Here is a 19843-nt window from a genome sequence, read left to right on the forward strand (position 1 = left end):
ACGAAACTTTCGGTACGCTGTTCGCCATGACCGACGTGTCCCCCGTGCGGGTTCGACGTCCGAACCGGCGTGGCCAGGCCACCCGCGCCAACATGCTGCAGGCGGCGCTCACCGCACTGGCTTCGGGCGATCCTGCCTCGGTGTCGGCGAACCGGATCGCCAAGGACATCGGTGCCACCTGGGGCGCGGTGCAGTATCAGTTCGGCGACGCCGACGGTTTCTGGGCGGCCGTGCTCCACCTGACAGCACAGCGCCGCGCCGACCTGTTCAGCGACGTCGATACCCATGCACCGCTGCGGGATCGTGTCGCCGGAATCATCGAAACGCTGTATCACGGCCTGTCAGCGCCGGATTCGCGTGCCATCGAGAATCTGCGCGCCGCGCTGCCGCGCGAGCCCGAGGAACTCGAGCGGTTGTACCCGCAGACCGCCGCCGAGCTCTACTCGTGGGGCCAGTCGTGGTTGCAGACTTGCCGCAACGCGTTCGCCGGCCTCGAGGTCGACTCCGAACGCGTCCGCGAAGTGGCTGCGCTGATCCCGGGTGCCATGCGTGGGCTGGCGTCGGAACGGCAGTTGGGCTCCTACGCCGACCTCGACGTCGCGCGCCGGGGTCTGACCAACGCGCTGGTGGCCTACCTTCAGAGCAGCGACATCAGCGACACGTAGCACGTGGTTCCGGCCACGATGCTCAGCACGGCATTGCGCCGCCACAGATGCAGACCGGCGGTGACCACGACCGCGAGCAGCAGATACCCGCGTTGTTGAACGGTCTCTCCGGCGACCGTGCGCAGCGTGTAGATCGCCAGGATGAGCATGACGCCCACCGGCATGTGCACGCCGAGATAGGTGACCAGCCGGCTCTGCCGCAGTGGCGCCAGCACGGCGAACGGCAGCGCGCGCAGCGCCCAGGTCACCGCCGCGCTGATCACCACGAGCAGCGCGACGTAGGCGTTGTCAGGCATGCCGGGTCCGCATTCGAACCAGCAGCACCACCGCGAACGCGGCGAACGCCGCGATGAGCATCTGCCCGGGAACCAACACCCACGCCAATACCGCGATGGCCCCTGCCAGCGCGGCGGTCATGGGATCGGGACGCTGCCGGTACGCGTCGATGGCCAGCACGACGAACAGCGCGGTCAGCGCGAAGTCGAGTCCGACGAGCCGCTCGATCGGCAGCGCCGCGCCGACCAGTCCGCCCAGCGTCGCTCCCGTCACCCACAGGGCGTGTAATGCCGCCTGCATCAACAGGATCTGCCGACGCGCCCACGTCTGCGCCGCGGGACTGACTCCAACCGCGTAGGCCTCGTCGGACAGCGTGTAGGTGCTGTACAGCTTGGCGGGTAACCCGTCGACGCGATGCAGCGGGAAGGACAGCGCATAGAACACATGGCGCGAGTTGACGATCAGCGTCGTCAGCGCGACCGTGGCGAACGGCGCCGCCGAGGCCGCCAGGTGCACCATCAAGAATTCCAGTGACCCGGCGTAGATGACCGCGGCGAACACCGGCGCCCACCACCACGCCAGCCCCGCATGCACGACCAGCAACCCCAGTGCGACGCCGAGCGGAATGAACGCCAAACCGACCGGCGCCGTCAGCGCCAGAACCCGGCGCACCGACCGGTCAGGCGGCAACGGTCAAAGATGTCTTGCCGGTGCGGATTCCGACGTCGTCGAAGGCCTTTTCGATGGCGGCGACCTGCGCGGGGGTCCATTTCAGTACCTGCGCGGCGGTGTTGACCACGGCGGCACGACCGTCGACGAACATCGCCGCCGCACCGAGCTTCGACAACGATTGATAGAACAGCGTCGCCCACATGTCATCGGTCACAGCGGCTGTGGCGGGATCGGTCATCATCCGGTAGGCGGCGTGGCTGAAGATCGTGCTGTTGAGATGTTCTCCATGGTCGTCGCCGGGCAGGTCGTACCGGTCCGCGTAGTGGGCGCGGTAGGGCCCCAGCGACGTGCTCATCGACCCCGGATCGGCCAGGTCGCGGATCGCGCCGAGCTCAGAGTCCTCACCGATGAGCCAACGATCCCGGCCCTGCTTGCCTTCAATGAGCATCCCGAGGATGTCCGCATACGCTTCGTTGAGCGCTCCGGACTCCGCATGGTCAAGTACCGGCAGACCGCCGCCGACCACGGAAGTCACCACAGCATGGGTGAATTCGTGTCCGACGACGTCGAGGGCGGCCTGCAGGTACCCACCGTTGCCGAACACGAACTGCCGGCGAATCGGGTCCCAGAACGCGTTGGCGTAGGCGGCCGAGCGCGCCGGCGAGTACCGGATGCTGACCTCAATGAGCGCACCGCGGTCGTCGAAGGAATCGCGGCCGAGCACGGTGGCGAAGAAGTCGTAGACTGCGGCAGCGTTGGCGTGGGCAGACACCGCGGCCCGGTCCCATCCGAACCAACCGCGCTTGATCACCCGGCCCGGCAGCACCGGACCGAGGCGCCCGAACAGTGGGTAGGACGTCCGATAGGTCGCGATGTTGCGTGCGGCGTCGTACATTTCGCGGATTCGCAGCCAGGAGACCTCACGTGTCTCGGTGGTGATCTCACGGTAGTCGCCGAGCCAGTCCCGGGCATATCCGGTCACCGTGTAGGCCGAAGCGCCGGCGCTCGTGACGATGACCTCGCCGACGTACGGGCCGTCGGCGTGGAACACCAGCGTCTCCCCCGACGGCGCCGGCTCCCCGGTCTCCGGCCGTTCGACGATCACCCGCCACGCCAGCCGGGGATCCCGGTCGTCGAGCGCATAGACGACGAGTTCGGCGGTGTGCAGCGAGGTTTCGGGGAAGATGCCGCGCGCGAACCGCCGCACCTCGTCGATCTCGTCGAGCGTCGCGTCCGGTGTGACGTCGAAGCTCTGCCCCACGCCGCGGTAGTTGTTGAACAGACCGGTCACGACGCCGGTGAGGTCGGTCACCAAAATCACCTGACTGCCGAGCACCTCGACGCCGCCGATGGATTCGGTGAAGCGGTAGGTGATCTCGGTCGAGGATCCTTTTCCGACGGTGCCGACGGTGATCCCCGACGCCCGGGCGAAGTTCTCCGCGATGCCCAATGTCACGGCCATGGCGTTGAGCACCTCGGCTGCGTCGGCGGTGGTGTTCACCCGGCGGTCGGTGAAGCGTCCGTCGACGGCTCTGATCCTGCCCTGGTCGTCGGTGACGATGGCGACGTCGTCATCCCCGCCCGCGCGCGCGGCGGTTGCGGCGATGGTCACTACCACCCGGGTCGGGCCGCCCAGACCCAGGAGACCGAGGAGTCCGTGAACGTGGAAAGGGTTGCCGACGGTGTCGTCGACGGTCACGGTGAAGGTGTCGGCACGTCCGGAGCCGTCCGGGGTGTAGACGAAGCCGCCGGCGCGGTCCAACGCCACGGTGCCGTGCGCGGGTCCGGTGCGGAGTGCGTAGGTGAGCGCGACGTCGTCGTAGTCGACGGCATTGAAGTTGCCGGTGATGTCACCGTCGGGGCCGGGGCCGGACATGGTGACGTCAGCGCGGGGGCGTTGATTGTTCCAGGTGTACTGGCTCTGCCGCACGCCCAGCCACAGCGACTCCAGCAGCGAGGACACCGGCGCCGCCGGCAGCGGTAGGTCGTCGGCGATTCCGCGGAGGCCGACCCACGTCAGGGTGTCGGTGACGACGTCGGCGACGGTGACGGGACGTTGGGCGACCACGCTGCGCAGGGTCACGGGGGTAACTGCTTTGGCCGACGAAGTCGCCTCGCCGGATTCGGTTTCGGTGACGCGGGTCGCTATCGGGTCCGGCTCCGCGGCGTCCGCCTCGAGCGTCTCGGTCACCTCGGGGATCTCGGCCCGCGGTTCTCGTACGGTCGAACGTGCCGGTTTCTCGTCGCGGGTGTACGGGTCGGCCGCACGCGCAGACCGCCGGCGCTCGGTTGTACGTGTCCCGTCGGTGGCGGTGCGGCGCTCGGCGCGCGGTGCGCTCTTGCCGGACGGGCCCTGGCTCGCCGATGAGTCCGACGATCCCTGGGAATCTGAAGATTCTGACGGTGAGGCGACGGCGGCAGGTGCTCCTGCGACGATGCCCACCCCGATACCGGCCGCGACCAGCCCGACGCCCAGAACCCGCCACGGGTCGCCTGGCTTTTGCACACCGCTGGTCACCATTGACCCCCCGATTCGCCCGCGGCAGTCGTGAAGACCGACCGTAGCAAGGGAATTTACCCGAGGGATTGCAATCCCAGGAAGCGGCTACTCTGGACCGGTGCCACTGCTGCTCGGCCCCGTCCTGCGCCACGTGAGCGATACCACCGCCTCGGTGTGGGTGCAGACGGATGCGCCGGCCGAGGTCACTGTGCTGGGCTGCTCGGCGCGCACGTTCGAGGTGCAAGGCCACCACTACGCGCTCGTCCCGGTGACCGGGCTGACCCCGGATTCCGTCACCCCGTATGAGGTCTCCGTCGACGGTGAAACATGTTGGCCGGAAAAGGATTCAGAGTTCCCGCCGAGCGTGATCAAAACCCGTGGCCCCAAGTGCGGACACCGTCTGCGGATGGTCTTCGGATCGTGCCGCTATCCGAAGACCGGCGACGCGTCGCTGGACAAGAAACTCGGACTCGACGCACTGGACTGCTATGCCACCCGGCTCAACACCATGCCCGTCGAAGAGTGGCCCGACGCACTCTTACTACTGGGCGATCAGGTGTACGCCGACGAACTGACACCCGAGGCCCGTCGTCGTCTGGCCGGACGGCGCCGGAACCGGCGTCGGCCCCCCGACGAGGTCGTCTCGTTCGACGAGTACGAGGGGCTCTACCGGCATACCTGGGGCGACCCGGAGATCCGCTGGATCATGTCGACGATCCCGACGGCGATGATCTTCGACGACCACGACATCCGTGACGACTGGAACACCTCGGCAGCGTGGCGGGCCGAGGTGAACACCAAGCCGTGGTGGCGTGACCGGATCCGCGCCGGGTTGGCCTCCTATTGGGTCTACCAGCACCTGGGCAACTTGAGCTGCGAATCGTTGGCCGCCGACGAGGACTATCGCAAGGTGCTCGCCACCGACGGGGACTGCTGGGACCTCCTGGTCGAACTCGCCGATCGTGCCGACAGCGAGGTCGACGGCGAAAAGGGTCTGCGGTTCAGTTTCCGCTGGGACATGGGCCGCAGTCGCTTGATCATGGTCGACTCCCGCAACGCCCGGATCCTCGACAGCGGCGAACGCAAGATGCTCGGCGACCGTGAGTTCGAGTGGTTCGAGGACCAGGTCGCCGGATGCCTCGACAGCGTGGACCATGTGGTGATCGGGTCGTCTCTGCCGTGGTTGTTGCCGCCGCTGATCGGTGACATGCAGACCGCCAACGAGATCTCCGCCGACCAGCCGGGATGGCGCGGAAAGTTGGCCGAACAAATCCGTCAGGCAGCGGATTTCGAGCATTGGCCCGCGTTCATGAAGTCGTTCCTGCGGCTCAGTGAAGTGATCAGACAAGCCGCCACCCAACCGACGGACGGACCGGCGACGGTGTCGGTGTTGTCCGGCGACGTACACCACAGCTACGCCGCGCGCGCCGACTTCACCGGCGGGACTGATGCCCGGGTGCATCAATTGGTGTGCTCACCGGTGCACAACTATGTACCGCTGTTCGTCCGGCCGGTGTTCCGTCTGGGCTGGTCGCCGCGGCTGGCTCGGGTCAGCCGGCGCTGGGCGCGCCGCCGCGGGTCGGCGCCGCTGCCGATGTCGTGGCGCAACCTCAGCGGGCCGTTGTTCGGCAACACCATCGCCACGCTGTCCATGGACGGGCGTGACGCCGAGGTCTGGTTCGAGCAGCCGCGCGACAACGGCGAGCTGGCCACCGTGGCGAAAGTGGAGCTCACCGAACCTCCCGGTCGGCGCGCTCGCCAGTAGCTGAGCGACGCCCCCGGAAGGTGCCGTTCGATTAGCCGGTGGCTTCGCGCGTCCCGACGGCGACCGTCAGCAGGACGACGGAGTCCTCGAGAGTGGCCAGGCTGTGGCGTTCCCTCGGAATCAGCACGTACTCCCCTGCGGACAGCTCGACCGAGCCCTCCTGCGCTTGCAGTCGGACTCGTCCGCGCAGCACCTGAAGCGTTGCCTCGCCGGGACTTTCGTGCTCGTCGAGCCCGTGACCTTCGGCCAGCGCGAGCAGGGTCTGACGCAGCGCGTGCTCGTGCCCGCCGAACACCGTATGGCCGGAGCGGCCCGAGTTGGCGTTGCGCGCCTCTTCCAGTTGCTTGTCAGCGAGCTCGTTCAGAGAGATGACATCCACGTGTCGTTTCACCGTCCTTCATCGTCGTTCGCTTACCGCCGGCGTCTTCACCGGCGTCACCAGGAGGCTGACCTGGCAGGCTCCTCCACGCGGATCAGGCTTCACCTGGACTCGATGGTTCTTCCCGAGCGCGTCTGCATTGATGTCGATGACTTCCTGGATGAGGCCTTGTTGGATGCCTCGAACCACTTCGGGCGCCGTCGTCGCGATGTCGGCCAACGGGCAGGTGCAGATCTCGATCATCACCTCGCCAAACGAGTTCAGGACCGAGCTGACCTGGAAGCCGAGTTCGTCGAGCGTGGCCACCACCAGGTCGGTGACCGTCGATTCACTTCGCGGACGAGCCAGACGGACGCGGTGGGCGAGGTCGGCGCCGATCCGCAGCGACCGGGCCTCGCGCTCTTCGGCGGACCCACCCAGATGCTGGGCGAACAGCGCGACGATGTCGGCGTAGTCCAGACGCGGCACCACCTCGTAGGTGACCCGCGGCCGTCCGGCGCCCGGCCCGCGCCGGTGCGCGCTGCGCCGGATCAGTCCTCGGTCTTCGAGAGCGCTCAGGTGGAAGCGCGCGGTGGTGATGTGGATGCCGAGCGATTCGGCCACACCGTGGGCGTCGAGCGGGCTGTCGGACTGTCGCAGCAGCGTCAGCACCCGTTGCCGTTGCTGGCCGGCAGTGCGGTCACGGTCGGCAGTCGAGGACTCGGTGCGGTGAAGCTGCACTCAACCCCCTCGACCCGTCGACGGAAGACGACGCTCGCGCGTCACCCTGTCACTCTATCGGTGGTCTGCGGGACGACGCCGACCACTGCGATCGCGGTCAGCGACTTGCGGTGGCGCTGGAACACCCGCCGCATGCCCACAACGCGTTTGCGCGCCGCGGGATGGCGGATGATGTTGCCGACGATCTTGAGGGCGCCCAAGAAGCCCTCGTCGGCGACAACGCGCTTGGGATTGAGCAGTGCCATGTCCGCGTAGTCGACGCTCGCGATCTCGAATCCGGCCTCGGTGAGCAACTGCGTCCATTCGGCGCCGGTCAGCGGCCGGGCATTGACTTTGATCGAGCGGGCGAGGTTCTTGCGGATGTCGTCTTTGATGTCCCCGGAGATGGTGTCGGGCTTGAGGCCGAGCTCGTGGATGGCGTAGCGGCCGCCGGGACGCAGTACCCGGAACGCTTCCTCGACGATGGCGCGCTTGTTCTTGTCGCCCTGCATGGTCAGCATGGCTTCGCCGACCACGACGTCGGCGCTGTTGTCGGGCAGGCCGGTCTGGGCGGCGTCGGCGACCACGACGGTGCCGTCGACCGGGGCGACAACCGAACGCACCGCCTCGGTCGCCGCGGCGGTGTCGTCGACGCCGACGTAGTTGCGCGGATGCAGCGCGACGATGTCCTTAGCGGTCCGCCCCAGGCCGGGGCCCAATTCGACGACGTCGGCGCCGTTGATGCGCGCTGACGCCAACAGGCGAGTGGTCAGTTCCAAACCGCCGGGGCGCAGCACCCGCTTGCCGAGCCGAGCCAACAGCCAGTGCCCCGGCAGGTCGGCCATCGACCGGTTGGCCAACGGAAGTTGGTGTGCAGTCATGTCAATTCCTCCTCATCAGTACCGCAGCCGACAGCGGCGCGGTGAACAACGCGCAGGCATAGATCAGCGCACCGTTCGGGCTCCAGGGTGGTTGTAGCGCGATGTCCTGTCCGGTGGCGTACACCGCGTTGAACACCGGCAGGTAGCGCTGCAGCGATGCGCCGTGCGGCAGATAGCCGGCGGCCGTCTCGGCGACGAACGCCCACAGCAGCACCGCCGCGGTCGCTCCGACCGGATTCGGGATCAGTGCCCCGACACCGATTCCGGCGCCCGCGGCGAAGAAGGCGTACAGCGGCACGGTCCACAGCAGACGCCCCCCGACCGTGTCGGTCAGCGACACCGTGCCGTACACCAGCGGGGAGACCATCGGCAAGACGGCCAGGACGATGATCAGGGTGACGACGCTGACGATCGCGCCGAGGATTCCGTAAAATACCCAGCGGCCCAACAGGACTGGTGATCGTCGCGGTATGGCCAGACGGACGTAGTCACCGGTGCGGTACCGGCCGTCGGCCGACTGGCCGTCCGCGGCCGCCACGGCGACGAGGACCATGGTGATCGTGATGACCCAGTAGGCGCTGTTGGACGTCGAGACGGCCAACACCGAGATCTGTCCGGGGATGCGCGCGAAACGTTCGGCGACGGCGGCGATTCCGAGGGTGATGAGGATTGGCAGGAGGACCGCGGTCGGGATCAGCGCAACCCACAGCCGACTCGGGCCGCCGGTTCTGATCAGTTCGGCGTGCGCGCTGCGCACCGTTGCGGGCATCATGCGGCACCGACCAGGGTTTGTTCGAGCCAGTGCTGGCGGTCGGTGCCGTCAGGGACGAGGTCACTCAGCGGGCCCGAGACGTCAACATGACCGTCGACCAGGATGGTCGCGCGGTCGGCGGTCTGCACCACCTCGCTGAGCAGGTGAGTGGCCACGACAACCGCTTTGCCCTCTTTTCCGAGACGGCGCAACAGGTTTCGGAACCAGAGAATGGCCGGCACGTCGAGACCGTTGAGCGGTTCGTCGAAGATCAGGGCGGCCGGGTCGCCGAGCAGCGCGCCGGCGATGGCCAGCCGTTGGCGCGCTCCGAGCGACAGCGCGGCGATGCGGCGGTTCCGGTGTGCGAGCATGCCGGCTTCCGCCAGTGCGCTGCGCACGGCATCGTTCGGGAGGCCGCACAAGGCGGCCCGCCAGGCCAGATGACGCCAGACGGTGTGTCGCGGATCGAGTCCGGCGGGGTCGATGTGGACGCCGAGGCTCCCGGTCACCGCGACCGTCCCGCGGTCGGGGCGTTCGAGCCCGGCGATCAGACGAAGCAGTGTTGTCTTTCCGGCACCGTTGAGCCCGAGCAGCGCGGTGACGGTGCCGGCCGGAAAGGTGACGGTGACGTCGTCGAGCGCGGCGCGGTGCCCGAAGCGCTTGTCGAGGTGGGATACCTCGATCACGGCGAGCTCACTGGAAGTTGCACGGGATCGGCAATCCGAGCGTGGCGATCCCGTTGCACAGCGACTTGCTGGCCAGCTTCCACCGTCCGTCGATGCGTCGCCACTCGGCGACCACCTGAATCGTCGGAGATCCCTGCCGATGGGCGTTGATGACCGCAGTGTGCCGATCGCCGTCGTGGGTCTCGGGCCCGGTGACCTGGCTGTAACCCCTTGGTGGACGGAAGAATCCGATGCGGTACACCATCTTCGGGACCACGACCGCTCGACTGCCGCCTTCGAGTTGGGCGGCCTTGATGTGATCGGGCGCCGGTGTGGCGACCAGCAGCCGGATCTGTGCGTCCAGTTCCTCCAGTGCCGGTACCTCCGTGGTGATCGCGAAATCTTCTTGCGCCTGGGCCGCCGGGGCGCACAGTCCCGCGGTCAGCACAGCCGCGAACACGGCCGCCAGCATGCGCAGACGAGTCGACATGGAGCGGACTCCTAATTTAGAGGAAATTTCTCCGCTAATTTACGACCGGCCATGTGATTAGGCAAGGCTTACCGACCCGAGTCTGGTGATTCAGTCGGCGCCGATGGGGTAACTCAGGCACCGAGGAGGCGCCCCATGAATGTCCACTCGTTGCTCCGTACTGCCGAAAAGGTCAGCGCGGTCGATCAACCGGCCGAACGGGCCGCAGACACGGTTGACCAGCTACTCGGAAACGGCGTGGCCGCCAAGGCATTGCGCGGGTCCTGGCTCGGCCACCCGGTACACCCGCTGCTGATCTTCCTGCCGTTGGGGTCCTGGATGACCGCACTGCTTTTCGACGTGTTGTTCCGGGATCACACGACCGCACGCCGACTACTCGGCGTCGGGTTGGTCGCAACGCCGCCGACCGCGCTGGCGGGTTGGGCTGATTTCCCGCTGCTCAACCGCGAGCAACGCCGGGTGGGTCTGTTGCACGCGGTGACCAACGGCGCGGCGATCGTACTGGTCGGGATGGCCTACCGGGCGCATCGCAAAAAGCATCACCGGCGCGCGACCACGCTGACGGTGATCGCGCTGCTGATCGTCAGCGTCGGCGGAGCGCTCGGTGGCCATCTGTCCTACGCACAAGGTGCCGGCGTGCATCGCTTCCAGGCGCCGCACCACAGCGGAGATCTGGTGCGGTACGGACTGGGCCGCGCGGCCTGACTGATCGGCGGGGGCCGCAGCGACGCCACCGCCCCGCCACGAGGGCGGGGCGGTGACTCCTTCTGGGTTTACAGACGCACGAAGAGATTGGCTTCGGCGTCCCAGACACCCCAGGCATTGAGCTCGGGGTTCCAGACGACGGTCAGGCCGTCAGCCCAATCAGGCAGCTCGGGCGGCAGCGGAGCACCCTCCGGCGGTGTCACCGGCGTCAGCACCCAACCCGGAACCTCGGGCAGGAAAATGCGGTCCTGAGGCATCGGACCACCATGCCCCGGAGGCGGCAGGTAGTTCAGTCCGGGAGGCGCGGGGTTGCCCGGAGCGCCGACGTTGACGCCGGGCCCGGTGACATTCGGCGGCAGGCCCGGAACGCCGTTGCCATTGCCATTGCCGTTGCCGTTGCCGTTGCCGTTGCCGTCGGAGTTGCCCGGGTTCGGCTTCGGCGACGGCGGATCAGCCAATGCCATCCCGGCACCGAGGCCGAGCCCACCCATGCCGAGCAGTCCAGCGGTCGCGGCACCTGCGGCGATCTTCTTCATATCCATAATCGACCTCCTTCGTCGTCGGAGCTGCGGCCAGCCGGCTACGCAGCCTCCGTACGTGCGGTGTGCACGTGGCCGTTGCCGCCTTGTCGACGTTCAACGGCCTGACCCCCGTCGGGAAGAACTATGGCCATCGATCTTGAGTGTTAAACACCACTGCGGCAATAGATTTCGTTAACCAACCTAGGGAACGGCCGGCAAGCCCAAGCCACGCATGAATTTGCTGCAAGTTTCATCAGACCTGTAACGATCTTGGATCGGCAAACGATGTCCGCCCGAGCGTCACGATGCCAGGTCTGTCGCCCGCCGTCGCCGCCGTCGGCGCCCGACCGCCCGAACGACTCCCACGTCTGGCATCGCCGTCATCACGGTCCCCGATCCCGATCGGGACACCGATCGTCATGCGTTTGCTAGCCTAGCCACCATGGGTAAATTGACGGGCCTGCTAATTGGTCTCACCGCGCTGTTCGTCTTGGCCCCGGTGGCCAACGCGCAAGGTCCGTGTGACCCCAACTACTCGGGCTGCGTGCCGGTCGACAGCGACGTGGACTGCGCGGGCGGCAGCGGCAACGGACCGTCCTACGTGAGGGGGCCGGTGCAGGTGGTCGGTAACGACATCTACGACCTGGACCGTGATGGCAACGGCATCGCCTGCGAGTCGTGAGGCGTGAAGTGGGGCGGGCGGGGCTCGAACCCGCGACCAATGGATTATGAGTCCACGGCTCTAACCGACTGAGCTACCGCCCCAGCGCGATGCGCGGCCCCTATGTTCGCATACCGGCGATCAGGCGAAGATGGTCTGGCCCGCCTCGTCGACTTCGTAGCGCTCGGTACCTTCGGCCACCCGCGGCGCGTCGGCACCCAGCGCCACCATGATCTTGTTCGCCGCATTGCGCATCACGTCGAGCGTCAACTCCAGCCGCTGCTTGCCGGTGTAGTGCTCACGTATCCCGGCCACCACCTCGTCGTCGATTCGGCAAGGCGACCAGATCAGTGCGTCGACGTAGCGCAGTGCCGCCTTGTGCGCGTCGGTCAACCGGTCGGCGTCCTCGAAGTCGCGGATCTGGCGGTACATCTCCTCGCTGCCGCCCGCGTCGAGTGCATGGCTCTCGCGCAGCGACTTGCACAGTCGGCAGTTGTGCGCCTCGGCTCCGCGCAACCGCACCAGTTCGGTGGTCACGGCATCGAGTCCCCGCAGCCGGGCCACGGCGGGGACGAAGCCCGCCAGCAGCACCTCCCCCGGGTCGGTATCGGGCTCCCACGCCACCGAGGAAACCCAGCCCGGCTTGCCGACTCCCAGCGCTTCGCAACCGGCCCAGACCCGCGGGACGAAGTCCGCGACGAAGATGGCAACCATCGTGCGGAATGCGTTGTCGCCGAAGGCCGCCACGAAGCGAGCGCGCTGGTTGTCGCTGACGCCGGTGACGTCGACCGAGAACTGCTCGGCAAACGCCACCAGAATCCGCTCACGCTCGGTCAGCTCGTCGGCCACATCGACAGGCACCGGCAGCGGCGGCAACGCCAGCGTCCGTCCGCAGGTCAGGCGGATCAGCGTGTCCGCTCGCTGATCTCCCGACGACAACGCGACCAGTCGCGCGAGCCGCTCGGGCAACCCGGTATCCGTCACTCCTGGATTATTGCGCCTGACTGACCGACGACATGTGAAAGTCCGGAATTCGCAAGGTCGGCATCTGCGCGCGGGTGGCCCAGTCACCCCACTCCCGCGGCAGAGTGACCTCGCTGATGCCGGACTCGGTGGCGCGGCGCAGCAGATCCAGCGGGCTCTCGTTGAATCGGAAGTTGTTGACCGCGGCGGTCACTTCGCCGTTCTCGATCAGGTACACCCCGTCACGGGTGAGCCCGGTCAACAGCAGCACCGACGGGTCGACCTCGCGCATGTACCAGAACGTGGTCAACAGGAGCCCTCGCTCGGTGTTGGCGATCATGTCGGCCTGGGTGACCGACCCGCCGGTCATCACCAGGTTCTCCGCGCCCACAGCCACCGGTGCATCGAATTCGGCTGCGGCAGCACGGGGATAGGCCAGGGCATTGATGACGCCGTCGCGGATCCAGTCCACCCGCCCGATGTCCATGCCGTTGTCGAACACCGAGGCCTGGTCCGACGATGTCGAGACCGCAACGAAGGGCGTGCACTCCAGGCCGGCGGCGGTCGGGTCGGAGTACATGGTCAGCGGCAGCGACGTGAGCTTCTCCCCCACGCGGGTGCCGCCCCCCGGCGCGGACAACGCCGTGCGACCCTCCTGCGCGCCACGGCCAGCCATCGTCCACGACAGGTAGATCATCATGTCGGCCACCGTCGACGGCGGCATGATCGTCTCGTACCGCCCGGCCGGCAACTCGACGGTGCGCTGCGCCCACGACAGTCGGGTCGAGAGCTCGTCGAGCAGCGAATCCGTCGACACCCCAACGAAATCGGGGGTGTTCAGCCCGGCCCACGCGCTGGCCCCATCGCGTTTGGCGTTGATCTCCAACGATCCGGTGGGCTGGGTGTAGCGGCGTCGCAGACCGGACGACGTGGCGACGAACGTGGTCTCCAGGATGTGCCGTGCGTACCCGAAAAGCGTGTCAGTACCGCCGAATCCGCGCGCCAATCCCTCGGCCACACCGAGAAACGCCTCGGTGCTCGTCTGCGGGATGGGGGCATCCCAGTCGGCGGGCTGGTCCCCTGCAGGCAACGGCGGAGCGGCGTCTCGCGCGGCCGTGGCCGCCGCAGCGGCCCGCTGCGACGCGGCGACCAGGTCCGCGATCACGGCGGGGTCGGCACTGCTGGAACGGACCGATCCGACGTGGGCGGTCTCCCCTCGTCGCACGATCGACAGCACGGTGGTGACCCGGCTGGTGGATTCGCCGTTGGTGGTCATCGTGTTGTTGGCCCACCGCAGCGACGCATCGACGCGGTCGGTGACCAGCACGACGGTCTCGTCGGCCTCCCCACGTCGGCGAGCTTCGGCCAGCGCGAGGTCCACCACCTGCTGCGCGCCGATCATCGACCGCCCTCTTCCCGAGTGTTGAGTACGTTGATGCCACGGAACAGCGCCGACGGGCACCCGTGACTGACCGGCGCCACCTGGCCCGGTTGAGCCTTGCCGCAGTTGAACGCACCGCCCAACTGCCATGTCGAGGGCCCGCCGACGGCCTCGAGTGCACCCCAGAAGTCTGTGGTGGTGGCCTGGTAGGCGACGTCGCGCACCTGGCCGTCGAGCCGGCCGTCGCGGATGCGGTAGAAACGTTGCCCGGTGAACTGGAAGTTGTAGCGCTGCATGTCGATCGACCAGCTCTTGTCCCCGACCACGTAGATGCCGTCGGCGACCTGCCCGATCAGATCGTCGGTGCTGACATCCTCGCGGGCCGGCTGCAACGAGACGTTGGCCATCCGCTGGATCGGCACGTGGTGAGCGGAATCGGCGTACGAACAACCGTTGGACCGCGCCACACCCAGGCGCGGCGCGAAGACGCGGTCGAGCTGATAACCGACAAACACGCCGTCGCGGACCAGATCCCAACTCTGCGCCTGCACGCCTTCGTCGTCGAAACCGATGGTGGCCAAGCCGTGTTCGACGGTGCGGTCGGCGGTCACGTTCATCACCGGCGACCCGTAGCGCATGGTGCCGAGCTTGTCCGGCGTGGCGAACGACGTTCCCGCGTAAGCGGCTTCGTACCCGATGGCCCGGTCGTACTCGGTGGCGTGACCGATGGATTCGTGAATCGTGAGCCACAGGTTGCTCGGATCGATCACCAGATCGGTGGGGCCCGCGGCAACGCTGGGCGCCTTGGCCTTCTCGGCGAGCAGCGACGGCAGCTGCGCCAGTTCGGTACTCCAGTCCCACACGTCGTCGCCGGCGACGACCTCCCACCCGCGGGCTGTCGGGGGCGCCAGCGTGCGCATGGTCTCGAATGTGCCGGCGGCGGCGTCCACCGTGACAGCCTGCAGCGTCGGTTGAATGCGCACCCGCTGCTGGGTGATCGAGGACCCGAAGGTATCGGCGTAGTAGGTCTGCTCTTTGACCGCCTGCACCGAAGCCGAGACGTGGTCGACGCCGTCGGAGGCCAGCAGACGTCCCGAATAGTCCTCGAGGACGGCGATCTTGTCGCGGCCCGGGACGGCGAAGGGGTCGGTGCGGTAGTCGGAGACCCAGGTGACGTCGCGGTACACCGGTTCCGGGGCCAGCTCGATCCGCTCGGTGTTCAACGACGCCATGGTCGTGGCCACACGCACCGCGCGGCGGGCGGTGTCGGCGGCTGCGGCGGTACCGAGTTCAGCGTGCGAGGCGAATCCCCACGTTCCGTCGACGATCACCCGCACCGCCAGGCCGATCTCGTAGTCGACGACCGCATTCTCCAGAGCGCCGTCGCGCAGCTGGATGCTCTCGGTGGTGAGGGCATGGATCCGGATGTCGGCGTAGTCGGCTCCGGCGTTGCGGGCCGCGGTCAACGCGGCATCGGCCAGTGCACTGCGCGGCAGAGCCAGGAAATCGGCGTCGACGACGCGGGAAGCGTTCACGCACCCCACCGTAACGGCTCGGTGCCCGCTCAGCCGCGCGTGCTGCTCGTGCCCAGCACGGTCAGCTCCAGCGCCAGAGCCACACCGCACACCACCGTGACAACCGCGAACGCGATCCAGTCGCGCCGGTGTGGACGCGACGGCAACGCCGAAATCTGACCCGCCCCACCGCGCGCGGTGATCGCATCACCCATCTCGTCGGCACGGCGTAACGCCACGGTGATCGCCGCCGCGAGCAGATCGATCAGTTCACTCGCCCAGCGCCGCCAACGGGCCCGTCCATCCCTGTCGACTTCGCGCGGCCGCAGACTGCGGGCAGCGTAGAGCACCCGGAACTCGTCGATCAGCATCGGGAACGCCCGCAGCGCCAACGCCAACGTCACCGCCCAGTCATCGACAGGGATACGCAGCGGCCGCAACGGACGCCCCAGCACCGCCACAGCGGGTGCCACCTCGGCGACATTGGTCGTCCACGACACCATCGCGCCGAGCCCCAGCAACACGATCGACAACGCTGTGATGCGTAAGAAGTTCAGCAGCCCGCCCAGCCCGATCTCGACCGAACCGAGTCCGATGAACGGGCTGCCGCCGGCGAACGCGGCGGTCACCCCGCCCAGTACCAACAGCAGCCACAGCCAGCCGGGAATGCTCGGCAGCACGCCGCGCGGAATCCGCGCCAGCCTGGCCGCGAGCACGATCAGCAGTGCGACCGCCCCGATCGGCACCCACCCCGGGTAGAAGGTCAACAGCACGCCGATGCCGGCGACGATGAGCAGTTTGGAGCCGGCCCACAAGTCGTGGATGACGGTGCGGCCCGGCACGGGACGCAGCAGCACGACCTCCCGTCGCTGCTTGCGCGGGGCGGTCATGACAGCCCTCCGGCGGGTGCGGACGCCGGGGCCAGCCGGCCGTCGCGGATGTGCAGCGTGCGCGGACAGAGGTTCTCCAGACCCGCGAAGTCGTGCGAGATCACGATGACGGTCAGCCGCGTGCGTCGCCGCAGGTCCTCCAGAAGGCGGACCAGCCCCTCTTGCGATTCGGCGTCCAAGCCGGCCAGTGGCTCGTCGAGGATCAACGCACGCGGTGATCGCGCCAACAGACCGGCCAGCACGACGCGCCGCATCTGTCCGCCGCTGAGCTGGTCGATCCGGCGGGTCGCCAGTGACGGGTCCAGACCGACGGTGCCCAGCGCCTTCTCGACCCTGGCCCGGTCGCGGCGGGAAAACCCAGCGGTGGAAGCGATTTCGTGGTCAACGCGGCTGCGCATCAACTGCAGCCGCGCCGCCTGGAACGAGATGGCGACCGCGCCGACCTGATCGGACACCGGCCGGCCGTCGAGCAGGCACGTGCCCACGGTCGGCTCGGTCAGACCCGCCATGACCCAGGCCAGCGTCGACTTGCCCGATCCGTTGAGGCCGTGGATGAGCACGCCGTCGCCTTCGTGCACCGCGAAATCGATGTCGGTCAGCGCGGTCTTGGCCCAGGGTGTCCCGCGTCCGTACTCGTGCCCGACTCCGTTGAGTTCCAATACCGGTGCACCGCGCGGAGATTCGGTGACCACCCCGGCCGGCGGCGCCTCGGCGGTCTCGACCAGGTCGGGCCCGGAGTTGGCCAGCGCGCCGTTGCCCGTCAGGTTGACGGTGCGGTCGGCCGCGTCGGCTTCGGCGTTGTAGTGGGTGATGTGGACCAGCGCCGTGCGGTGGCGTTTGGTCAGACCGGACAGCACCGACATCAGGGCGTCACGGCCGTCCTGGTCGACCATGCTGGTCACTTCGTCGGCGATGAGCAGTGACGGGTCGCGTGCCAGCGCACCGGCCACCGCCAGGCGTTGCAGCTCACCGCCGGACAGTCCGCCGGTGTCGCGCTCGGCGAGTCCGTTCAGTCCGACCTCGGCGAGCAGCCCGTCGACGTCGATGGCTGTGCCCGGCGGCAGCCCCCACACGATGTCGTCGGCCACCCGGGTGCCGAGGACTTGGCTCTCCGGGTGCTGCATCACCACCGCCGTGCCGCCCTGTTCACCCAGCCCGACCGCCCCGGGGCGCTCGACCGTGCCGCCGGTGGGTTCGCGGCCGGCCAGCACCAGCATCAGCGTGGTCTTGCCCGATCCGTTGGCGCCGGTCACAGCGACGTGTTCGCCGGGCTGCACGGTCAGCGACACCGGTCCGAGCGCGTCGTCCTCGGCGCTCGGGTAGCGGAACGTGACGTCGCGCAGGGACAGGGGAACCGGGGCGATCTCTCCGCTCTCGGCGGGCGACTCGAGCTTGTGCACATCGGGTACGCCGGCCAGGCGCGACATCACCCGGGACAGCGCCCACCAGCCGACCAGGCTGACCGAGGTGATCGAGAAGATGCCGGCAGCGAAGAACAGAAGCGGCCAGTACGTCAGGATCGTCGCGAAGTCGCGGGTGAGCCGTTCGGCGACGCCTTCCATACCCGGCACCCGGGAGAGCATCGCAGCCGTGCCGTCGACGTTGGCCGTCACCGACACGAAGATCAGGTGCCGCAAGCGGCTCAGGACCGTCAGGGCCGCCACGATGACCGCGCCGAAGACGGCGCCGGCGACCAGTGCGGCGAGGATCACGGTCGGGGTTCCGCGTCCGCGACGTTTCACCACGCCGGTGAGTCCGCCGATGTAGGAGCAGTTCACCACCGTCATCAGTCCGCCCATACCGGCGATCAGGAACGCGATCAGCCCGCCAGCCACCATCGCGGTGATCAGCACGCGCAGCCGGTAGCGGTACGCGAGCAGCGCCATCGGCACCGTGCCGAGGAAGGACAGGCCGGCCGCGAACGGGACGACGACCGCGATGATCGCGATGGCCGCGCACAGCGCAGCCATCACTGCCGCCTGCGCAAGCTCGACCGGTTGAAGAGAACCGGTCCGTCGCGAGGCTTTCGCCGGGCCGGCCGAGGTCATTTCACGATTCTGCCAGTCGCACTTCCCGGCACCTCGCGCACGTGATGTGAGCAGCGACACGAGGCCCCCGATCGAATACATAGTGTCCCTATGCAAAAATCGACGTCATGTCGTCCGCTCTCGGTGCCGACCTCCTCTCCGTGGTGGCCCGCCTCCACCGGCTGGCAAACCAGCGCGTCCCGCTGCCGCTGCCGTTCGCTCAGGCCCGCCTGCTCTCGACCATCGACGACCAGGGCGAGGCCCGCATCTCCGACCTGGCCGCGCTGGATCACTGCTCGCAACCGACGATGACGACACAGGTGAGACGCCTCGAAGAGGCCGGACTGGTTGCGCGCACCAGCGACCCGCAGGACGCGCGCGCGGTGCTGATCCGGATCACCCCTGCAGGAGTGACCGCACTGCAACAGGTGCGCGCCGACCGCGGCGCGGTCATCGACCCGTATCTCGAACGGCTCAGCGACCACGACCGCGACGACCTCACCAAAGCCGTCGACGTGATCCGGCGCCTGATCGAAGACGCCACCTCGGCGCACCCCGCCGCGCGCTGACCGTTCAGGCCATCGCGCCGCTCGACGGGCTCACCGACCGGGCGCGCGCCGCCACCGTCGGCAACGACAGCTGATCAGCCGCCGACCGCACCGCCGATCAAGAGACCCACGAGGTAGGTCACCGCGATCGCCGTCCCACCGAGCAGCAACTGACGAATCCCGCCCAGCACCGGGGGACGGCGGGTGAAGGTCGCCGCCACACCACCGACCAGGAGCAAACCCGCACCGCCACAAGCCAAACCCGCCCACAGCGAGGCGTACCCGAGCAGATACGGAATGAGCGGGATCACCGCGCCGACGGCGAACAGCGCGAACGACGACCCCGCCGCCACCCACGGTGAGGGCTTCTCCTCGGGGTCCACGCCGAGTTCCTGCACCAGATGGAAGTTCACCGCGCGGTTCTCGTCACGGTGGATCTCCTCGGACGCTTTGGTCGCGGTGTCCGGCGAGACCCCCATCGCCGTGAACATCGCGACCAGTTCGGCCTCCTCGGCGTCGGGGTGTCGCTGGAACGAGTGCTTCTCGACGATCACCTCCGAGTCGATCTGTTCGTTGGCCGTGGTCACCGAGGTGAACTCGCCCAACGCCATCGAAAAGGCCCCGGCCAACAAGCCGGCCACACCGCTGATCACCACCGTGTCCGCACTCGCCGTCGCGGCCACCCCGGCAATCAGCGCAGTGTTGCTCACCAACCCGTCCATCGCCCCGAACGTCGCCGCACGCAGCCATCCCCCGGTCACGTCGGCGTGCCGGTGACCAGGGACATGAGGAAGGCCCGTCGGTGACTTGGGGACGTCCGCAGACTCCGTCATAGACCGATCTTGCACCCGATCGCGTCGGTTTGTGACATCACAGTTTGCAGGGCCTTC

21 protein-coding genes and 1 tRNA gene are annotated in these 19843 nt (G+C 68.0%); 5 read left to right on the forward strand and 17 right to left on the reverse strand.

The window, feature by feature from the left end:
* Nucleotides 1-26 precede the first annotated feature (26 nt).
* On the forward strand, nt 27-665 hold the full coding sequence (locus ACQI46_RS06580; protein ID WP_427093160.1) for a TetR/AcrR family transcriptional regulator: 639 nt from the start codon (nt 27-29) through the stop codon (nt 663-665).
* On the opposite strand, the gene ACQI46_RS06585 is transcribed toward ACQI46_RS06580, so the two are convergent.
* The 3 genes from ACQI46_RS06585 to ACQI46_RS06595 are packed head-to-tail and all read right to left on the reverse strand — an operon-like array spanning nt 638 to nt 4119.
* Complete coding sequence (locus ACQI46_RS06585; protein WP_427093161.1) at nt 638-961, reverse strand: branched-chain amino acid transporter permease; 324 nt, start codon at nt 959-961, stop codon at nt 638-640. The genes ACQI46_RS06580 and ACQI46_RS06585 overlap by 28 nt on opposite strands.
* Entirely contained in the window at nt 954-1631 is a 678-nt protein-coding gene (locus tag ACQI46_RS06590; protein ID WP_427093162.1) for an AzlC family ABC transporter permease, read from the reverse strand. The genes ACQI46_RS06585 and ACQI46_RS06590 overlap by 8 nt, the downstream gene beginning before the upstream one ends.
* Complete coding sequence (locus ACQI46_RS06595; protein WP_427093163.1) at nt 1621-4119, reverse strand: M4 family metallopeptidase; 2499 nt, start codon at nt 4117-4119, stop codon at nt 1621-1623. The genes ACQI46_RS06590 and ACQI46_RS06595 overlap by 11 nt, the downstream gene beginning before the upstream one ends.
* Before the next feature lie 112 nt (nt 4120-4231).
* Between ACQI46_RS06595 and ACQI46_RS06600 the strand changes: the two genes are divergently transcribed.
* Nucleotides 4232-5878 carry an alkaline phosphatase D family protein gene (locus ACQI46_RS06600; protein WP_427093164.1) on the forward strand — a complete coding sequence of 549 codons (1647 nt, stop codon included), beginning with the start codon at nt 4232-4234 and terminating at the stop codon, nt 5876-5878.
* Nucleotides 5879-5909: 31 nt separating this feature from the next.
* Here ACQI46_RS06600 and ACQI46_RS06605 read toward each other — a convergent pair whose 3' ends face one another.
* The 6 genes from ACQI46_RS06605 to ACQI46_RS06630 are packed head-to-tail and all read right to left on the reverse strand — an operon-like array spanning nt 5910 to nt 9725.
* Nucleotides 5910-6257 (reverse strand): cupin domain-containing protein, encoded by a 348-nt coding sequence (locus ACQI46_RS06605; protein WP_427093165.1) that lies wholly within the window; start codon nt 6255-6257, stop codon nt 5910-5912.
* Nucleotides 6258-6275: 18 nt separating this feature from the next.
* Nucleotides 6276-6977 (reverse strand): helix-turn-helix transcriptional regulator, encoded by a 702-nt coding sequence (locus ACQI46_RS06610; RefSeq protein WP_427093166.1) that lies wholly within the window; start codon nt 6975-6977, stop codon nt 6276-6278.
* Nucleotides 6978-7018: 41 nt separating this feature from the next.
* The gene (locus ACQI46_RS06615) at nt 7019-7837 is read right to left on the reverse strand and encodes a methyltransferase domain-containing protein (RefSeq protein WP_427093167.1); all 819 of its coding nucleotides are present in this window, start codon (nt 7835-7837) and stop codon (nt 7019-7021) included.
* Between the two features lies 1 nt (nt 7838).
* The gene (locus ACQI46_RS06620; protein WP_427093168.1) at nt 7839-8609 is read right to left on the reverse strand and encodes an ABC transporter permease; all 771 of its coding nucleotides are present in this window, start codon (nt 8607-8609) and stop codon (nt 7839-7841) included.
* Complete coding sequence (locus ACQI46_RS06625) at nt 8606-9274, reverse strand: ABC transporter ATP-binding protein (protein WP_427093169.1); 669 nt, start codon at nt 9272-9274, stop codon at nt 8606-8608. The genes ACQI46_RS06620 and ACQI46_RS06625 overlap by 4 nt, the downstream gene beginning before the upstream one ends.
* Nucleotides 9275-9281: 7 nt before the next feature.
* Entirely contained in the window at nt 9282-9725 is a 444-nt protein-coding gene (locus ACQI46_RS06630) for a hypothetical protein (protein ID WP_427093206.1), read from the reverse strand.
* A gap of 153 nt (nt 9726-9878) precedes the next feature.
* Between ACQI46_RS06630 and ACQI46_RS06635 the strand changes: the two genes are divergently transcribed.
* The gene (locus tag ACQI46_RS06635; RefSeq protein ID WP_427093170.1) at nt 9879-10448 is read left to right on the forward strand and encodes a DUF2231 domain-containing protein; all 570 of its coding nucleotides are present in this window, start codon (nt 9879-9881) and stop codon (nt 10446-10448) included.
* 68 nt (nt 10449-10516) lie between these two features.
* On the opposite strand, the gene ACQI46_RS06640 is transcribed toward ACQI46_RS06635, so the two are convergent.
* Nucleotides 10517-10990 (reverse strand): hypothetical protein, encoded by a 474-nt coding sequence (locus ACQI46_RS06640; RefSeq protein ID WP_427093171.1) that lies wholly within the window; start codon nt 10988-10990, stop codon nt 10517-10519.
* A gap of 421 nt (nt 10991-11411) precedes the next feature.
* Between ACQI46_RS06640 and ACQI46_RS06645 the strand changes: the two genes are divergently transcribed.
* Complete coding sequence (locus ACQI46_RS06645; RefSeq protein ID WP_427093172.1) at nt 11412-11651, forward strand: hypothetical protein; 240 nt, start codon at nt 11412-11414, stop codon at nt 11649-11651.
* 9 nt (nt 11652-11660) lie between these two features.
* On the opposite strand, the gene ACQI46_RS06650 is transcribed toward ACQI46_RS06645, so the two are convergent.
* The 6 genes from ACQI46_RS06650 to ACQI46_RS06675 form a co-directional block, all read right to left on the reverse strand.
* Nucleotides 11661-11734 (reverse strand) — tRNA-Ile (locus ACQI46_RS06650).
* Between the two features lie 37 nt (nt 11735-11771).
* Nucleotides 11772-12614 (reverse strand): carboxymuconolactone decarboxylase family protein, encoded by an 843-nt coding sequence (locus tag ACQI46_RS06655; protein ID WP_427093173.1) that lies wholly within the window; start codon nt 12612-12614, stop codon nt 11772-11774.
* Between the two features lie 7 nt (nt 12615-12621).
* Nucleotides 12622-13995, reverse strand: coding sequence for a metallopeptidase TldD-related protein (locus ACQI46_RS06660; protein ID WP_427093174.1), 1374 nt, complete (start codon nt 13993-13995; stop codon nt 12622-12624).
* Nucleotides 13992-15509, reverse strand: coding sequence for a TldD/PmbA family protein (locus ACQI46_RS06665; RefSeq protein ID WP_427093175.1), 1518 nt, complete (start codon nt 15507-15509; stop codon nt 13992-13994). The genes ACQI46_RS06660 and ACQI46_RS06665 overlap by 4 nt, the downstream gene beginning before the upstream one ends.
* 29 nt (nt 15510-15538) lie before the next feature.
* A complete protein-coding gene (locus ACQI46_RS06670) occupies nt 15539-16378 on the reverse strand; it encodes a CbiQ family ECF transporter T component (RefSeq protein WP_427093176.1) in 840 nt (279 codons plus the stop codon).
* Entirely contained in the window at nt 16375-18426 is a 2052-nt protein-coding gene (locus tag ACQI46_RS06675; protein ID WP_427093177.1) for a DUF2232 domain-containing protein, read from the reverse strand. The genes ACQI46_RS06670 and ACQI46_RS06675 overlap by 4 nt, the downstream gene beginning before the upstream one ends.
* Before the next feature lie 107 nt (nt 18427-18533).
* Between ACQI46_RS06675 and ACQI46_RS06680 the strand changes: the two genes are divergently transcribed.
* Nucleotides 18534-18974 carry a MarR family winged helix-turn-helix transcriptional regulator gene (locus ACQI46_RS06680; RefSeq protein WP_427093178.1) on the forward strand — a complete coding sequence of 147 codons (441 nt, stop codon included), beginning with the start codon at nt 18534-18536 and terminating at the stop codon, nt 18972-18974.
* Nucleotides 18975-19048: 74 nt separating this feature from the next.
* On the opposite strand, the gene ACQI46_RS06685 is transcribed toward ACQI46_RS06680, so the two are convergent.
* Nucleotides 19049-19786: a VIT1/CCC1 transporter family protein gene (locus tag ACQI46_RS06685; RefSeq protein ID WP_427093179.1), complete on the reverse strand. Its 738-nt coding sequence runs from the start codon at nt 19784-19786 to the stop codon at nt 19049-19051.
* Nucleotides 19787-19843: the final 57 nt, after the last annotated feature.

Source organism: Mycobacterium sp. SMC-4 (assembly GCF_050205565.1).
GTDB lineage: Bacteria > Actinomycetota > Actinomycetes > Mycobacteriales > Mycobacteriaceae > Mycobacterium.

Excerpts from the sequence above, each read along its gene's own strand:
- ACQI46_RS06580 (WP_427093160.1), top strand. The coding sequence starts at position 27 with ATGACCGACGTGTCCCCCGTGCGGGTTCGACGTCCGAACCGGCGTGGC.
- ACQI46_RS06585 (WP_427093161.1), bottom strand. The coding sequence starts at position 961 with ATGCCTGACAACGCCTACGTCGCGCTGCTCGTGGTGATCAGCGCGGCG.
- ACQI46_RS06615 (WP_427093167.1), bottom strand. The coding sequence starts at position 7,837 with ATGACTGCACACCAACTTCCGTTGGCCAACCGGTCGATGGCCGACCTG.
- ACQI46_RS06620 (WP_427093168.1), bottom strand. The coding sequence starts at position 8,609 with ATGATGCCCGCAACGGTGCGCAGCGCGCACGCCGAACTGATCAGAACC.
- ACQI46_RS06630 (WP_427093206.1), bottom strand. The coding sequence starts at position 9,725 with ATGCTGGCGGCCGTGTTCGCGGCTGTGCTGACCGCGGGACTGTGCGCC.
- ACQI46_RS06635 (WP_427093170.1), top strand. The coding sequence starts at position 9,879 with ATGAATGTCCACTCGTTGCTCCGTACTGCCGAAAAGGTCAGCGCGGTC.
- ACQI46_RS06640 (WP_427093171.1), bottom strand. The coding sequence starts at position 10,990 with ATGGATATGAAGAAGATCGCCGCAGGTGCCGCGACCGCTGGACTGCTC.
- ACQI46_RS06645 (WP_427093172.1), top strand. The coding sequence starts at position 11,412 with ATGGGTAAATTGACGGGCCTGCTAATTGGTCTCACCGCGCTGTTCGTC.
- ACQI46_RS06660 (WP_427093174.1), bottom strand. The coding sequence starts at position 13,995 with ATGATCGGCGCGCAGCAGGTGGTGGACCTCGCGCTGGCCGAAGCTCGC.
- ACQI46_RS06670 (WP_427093176.1), bottom strand. The coding sequence starts at position 16,378 with ATGACCGCCCCGCGCAAGCAGCGACGGGAGGTCGTGCTGCTGCGTCCC.
- ACQI46_RS06675 (WP_427093177.1), bottom strand. The coding sequence starts at position 18,426 with ATGACCTCGGCCGGCCCGGCGAAAGCCTCGCGACGGACCGGTTCTCTT.
- ACQI46_RS06680 (WP_427093178.1), top strand. The coding sequence starts at position 18,534 with ATGTCGTCCGCTCTCGGTGCCGACCTCCTCTCCGTGGTGGCCCGCCTC.
- ACQI46_RS06685 (WP_427093179.1), bottom strand. The coding sequence starts at position 19,786 with ATGACGGAGTCTGCGGACGTCCCCAAGTCACCGACGGGCCTTCCTCAT.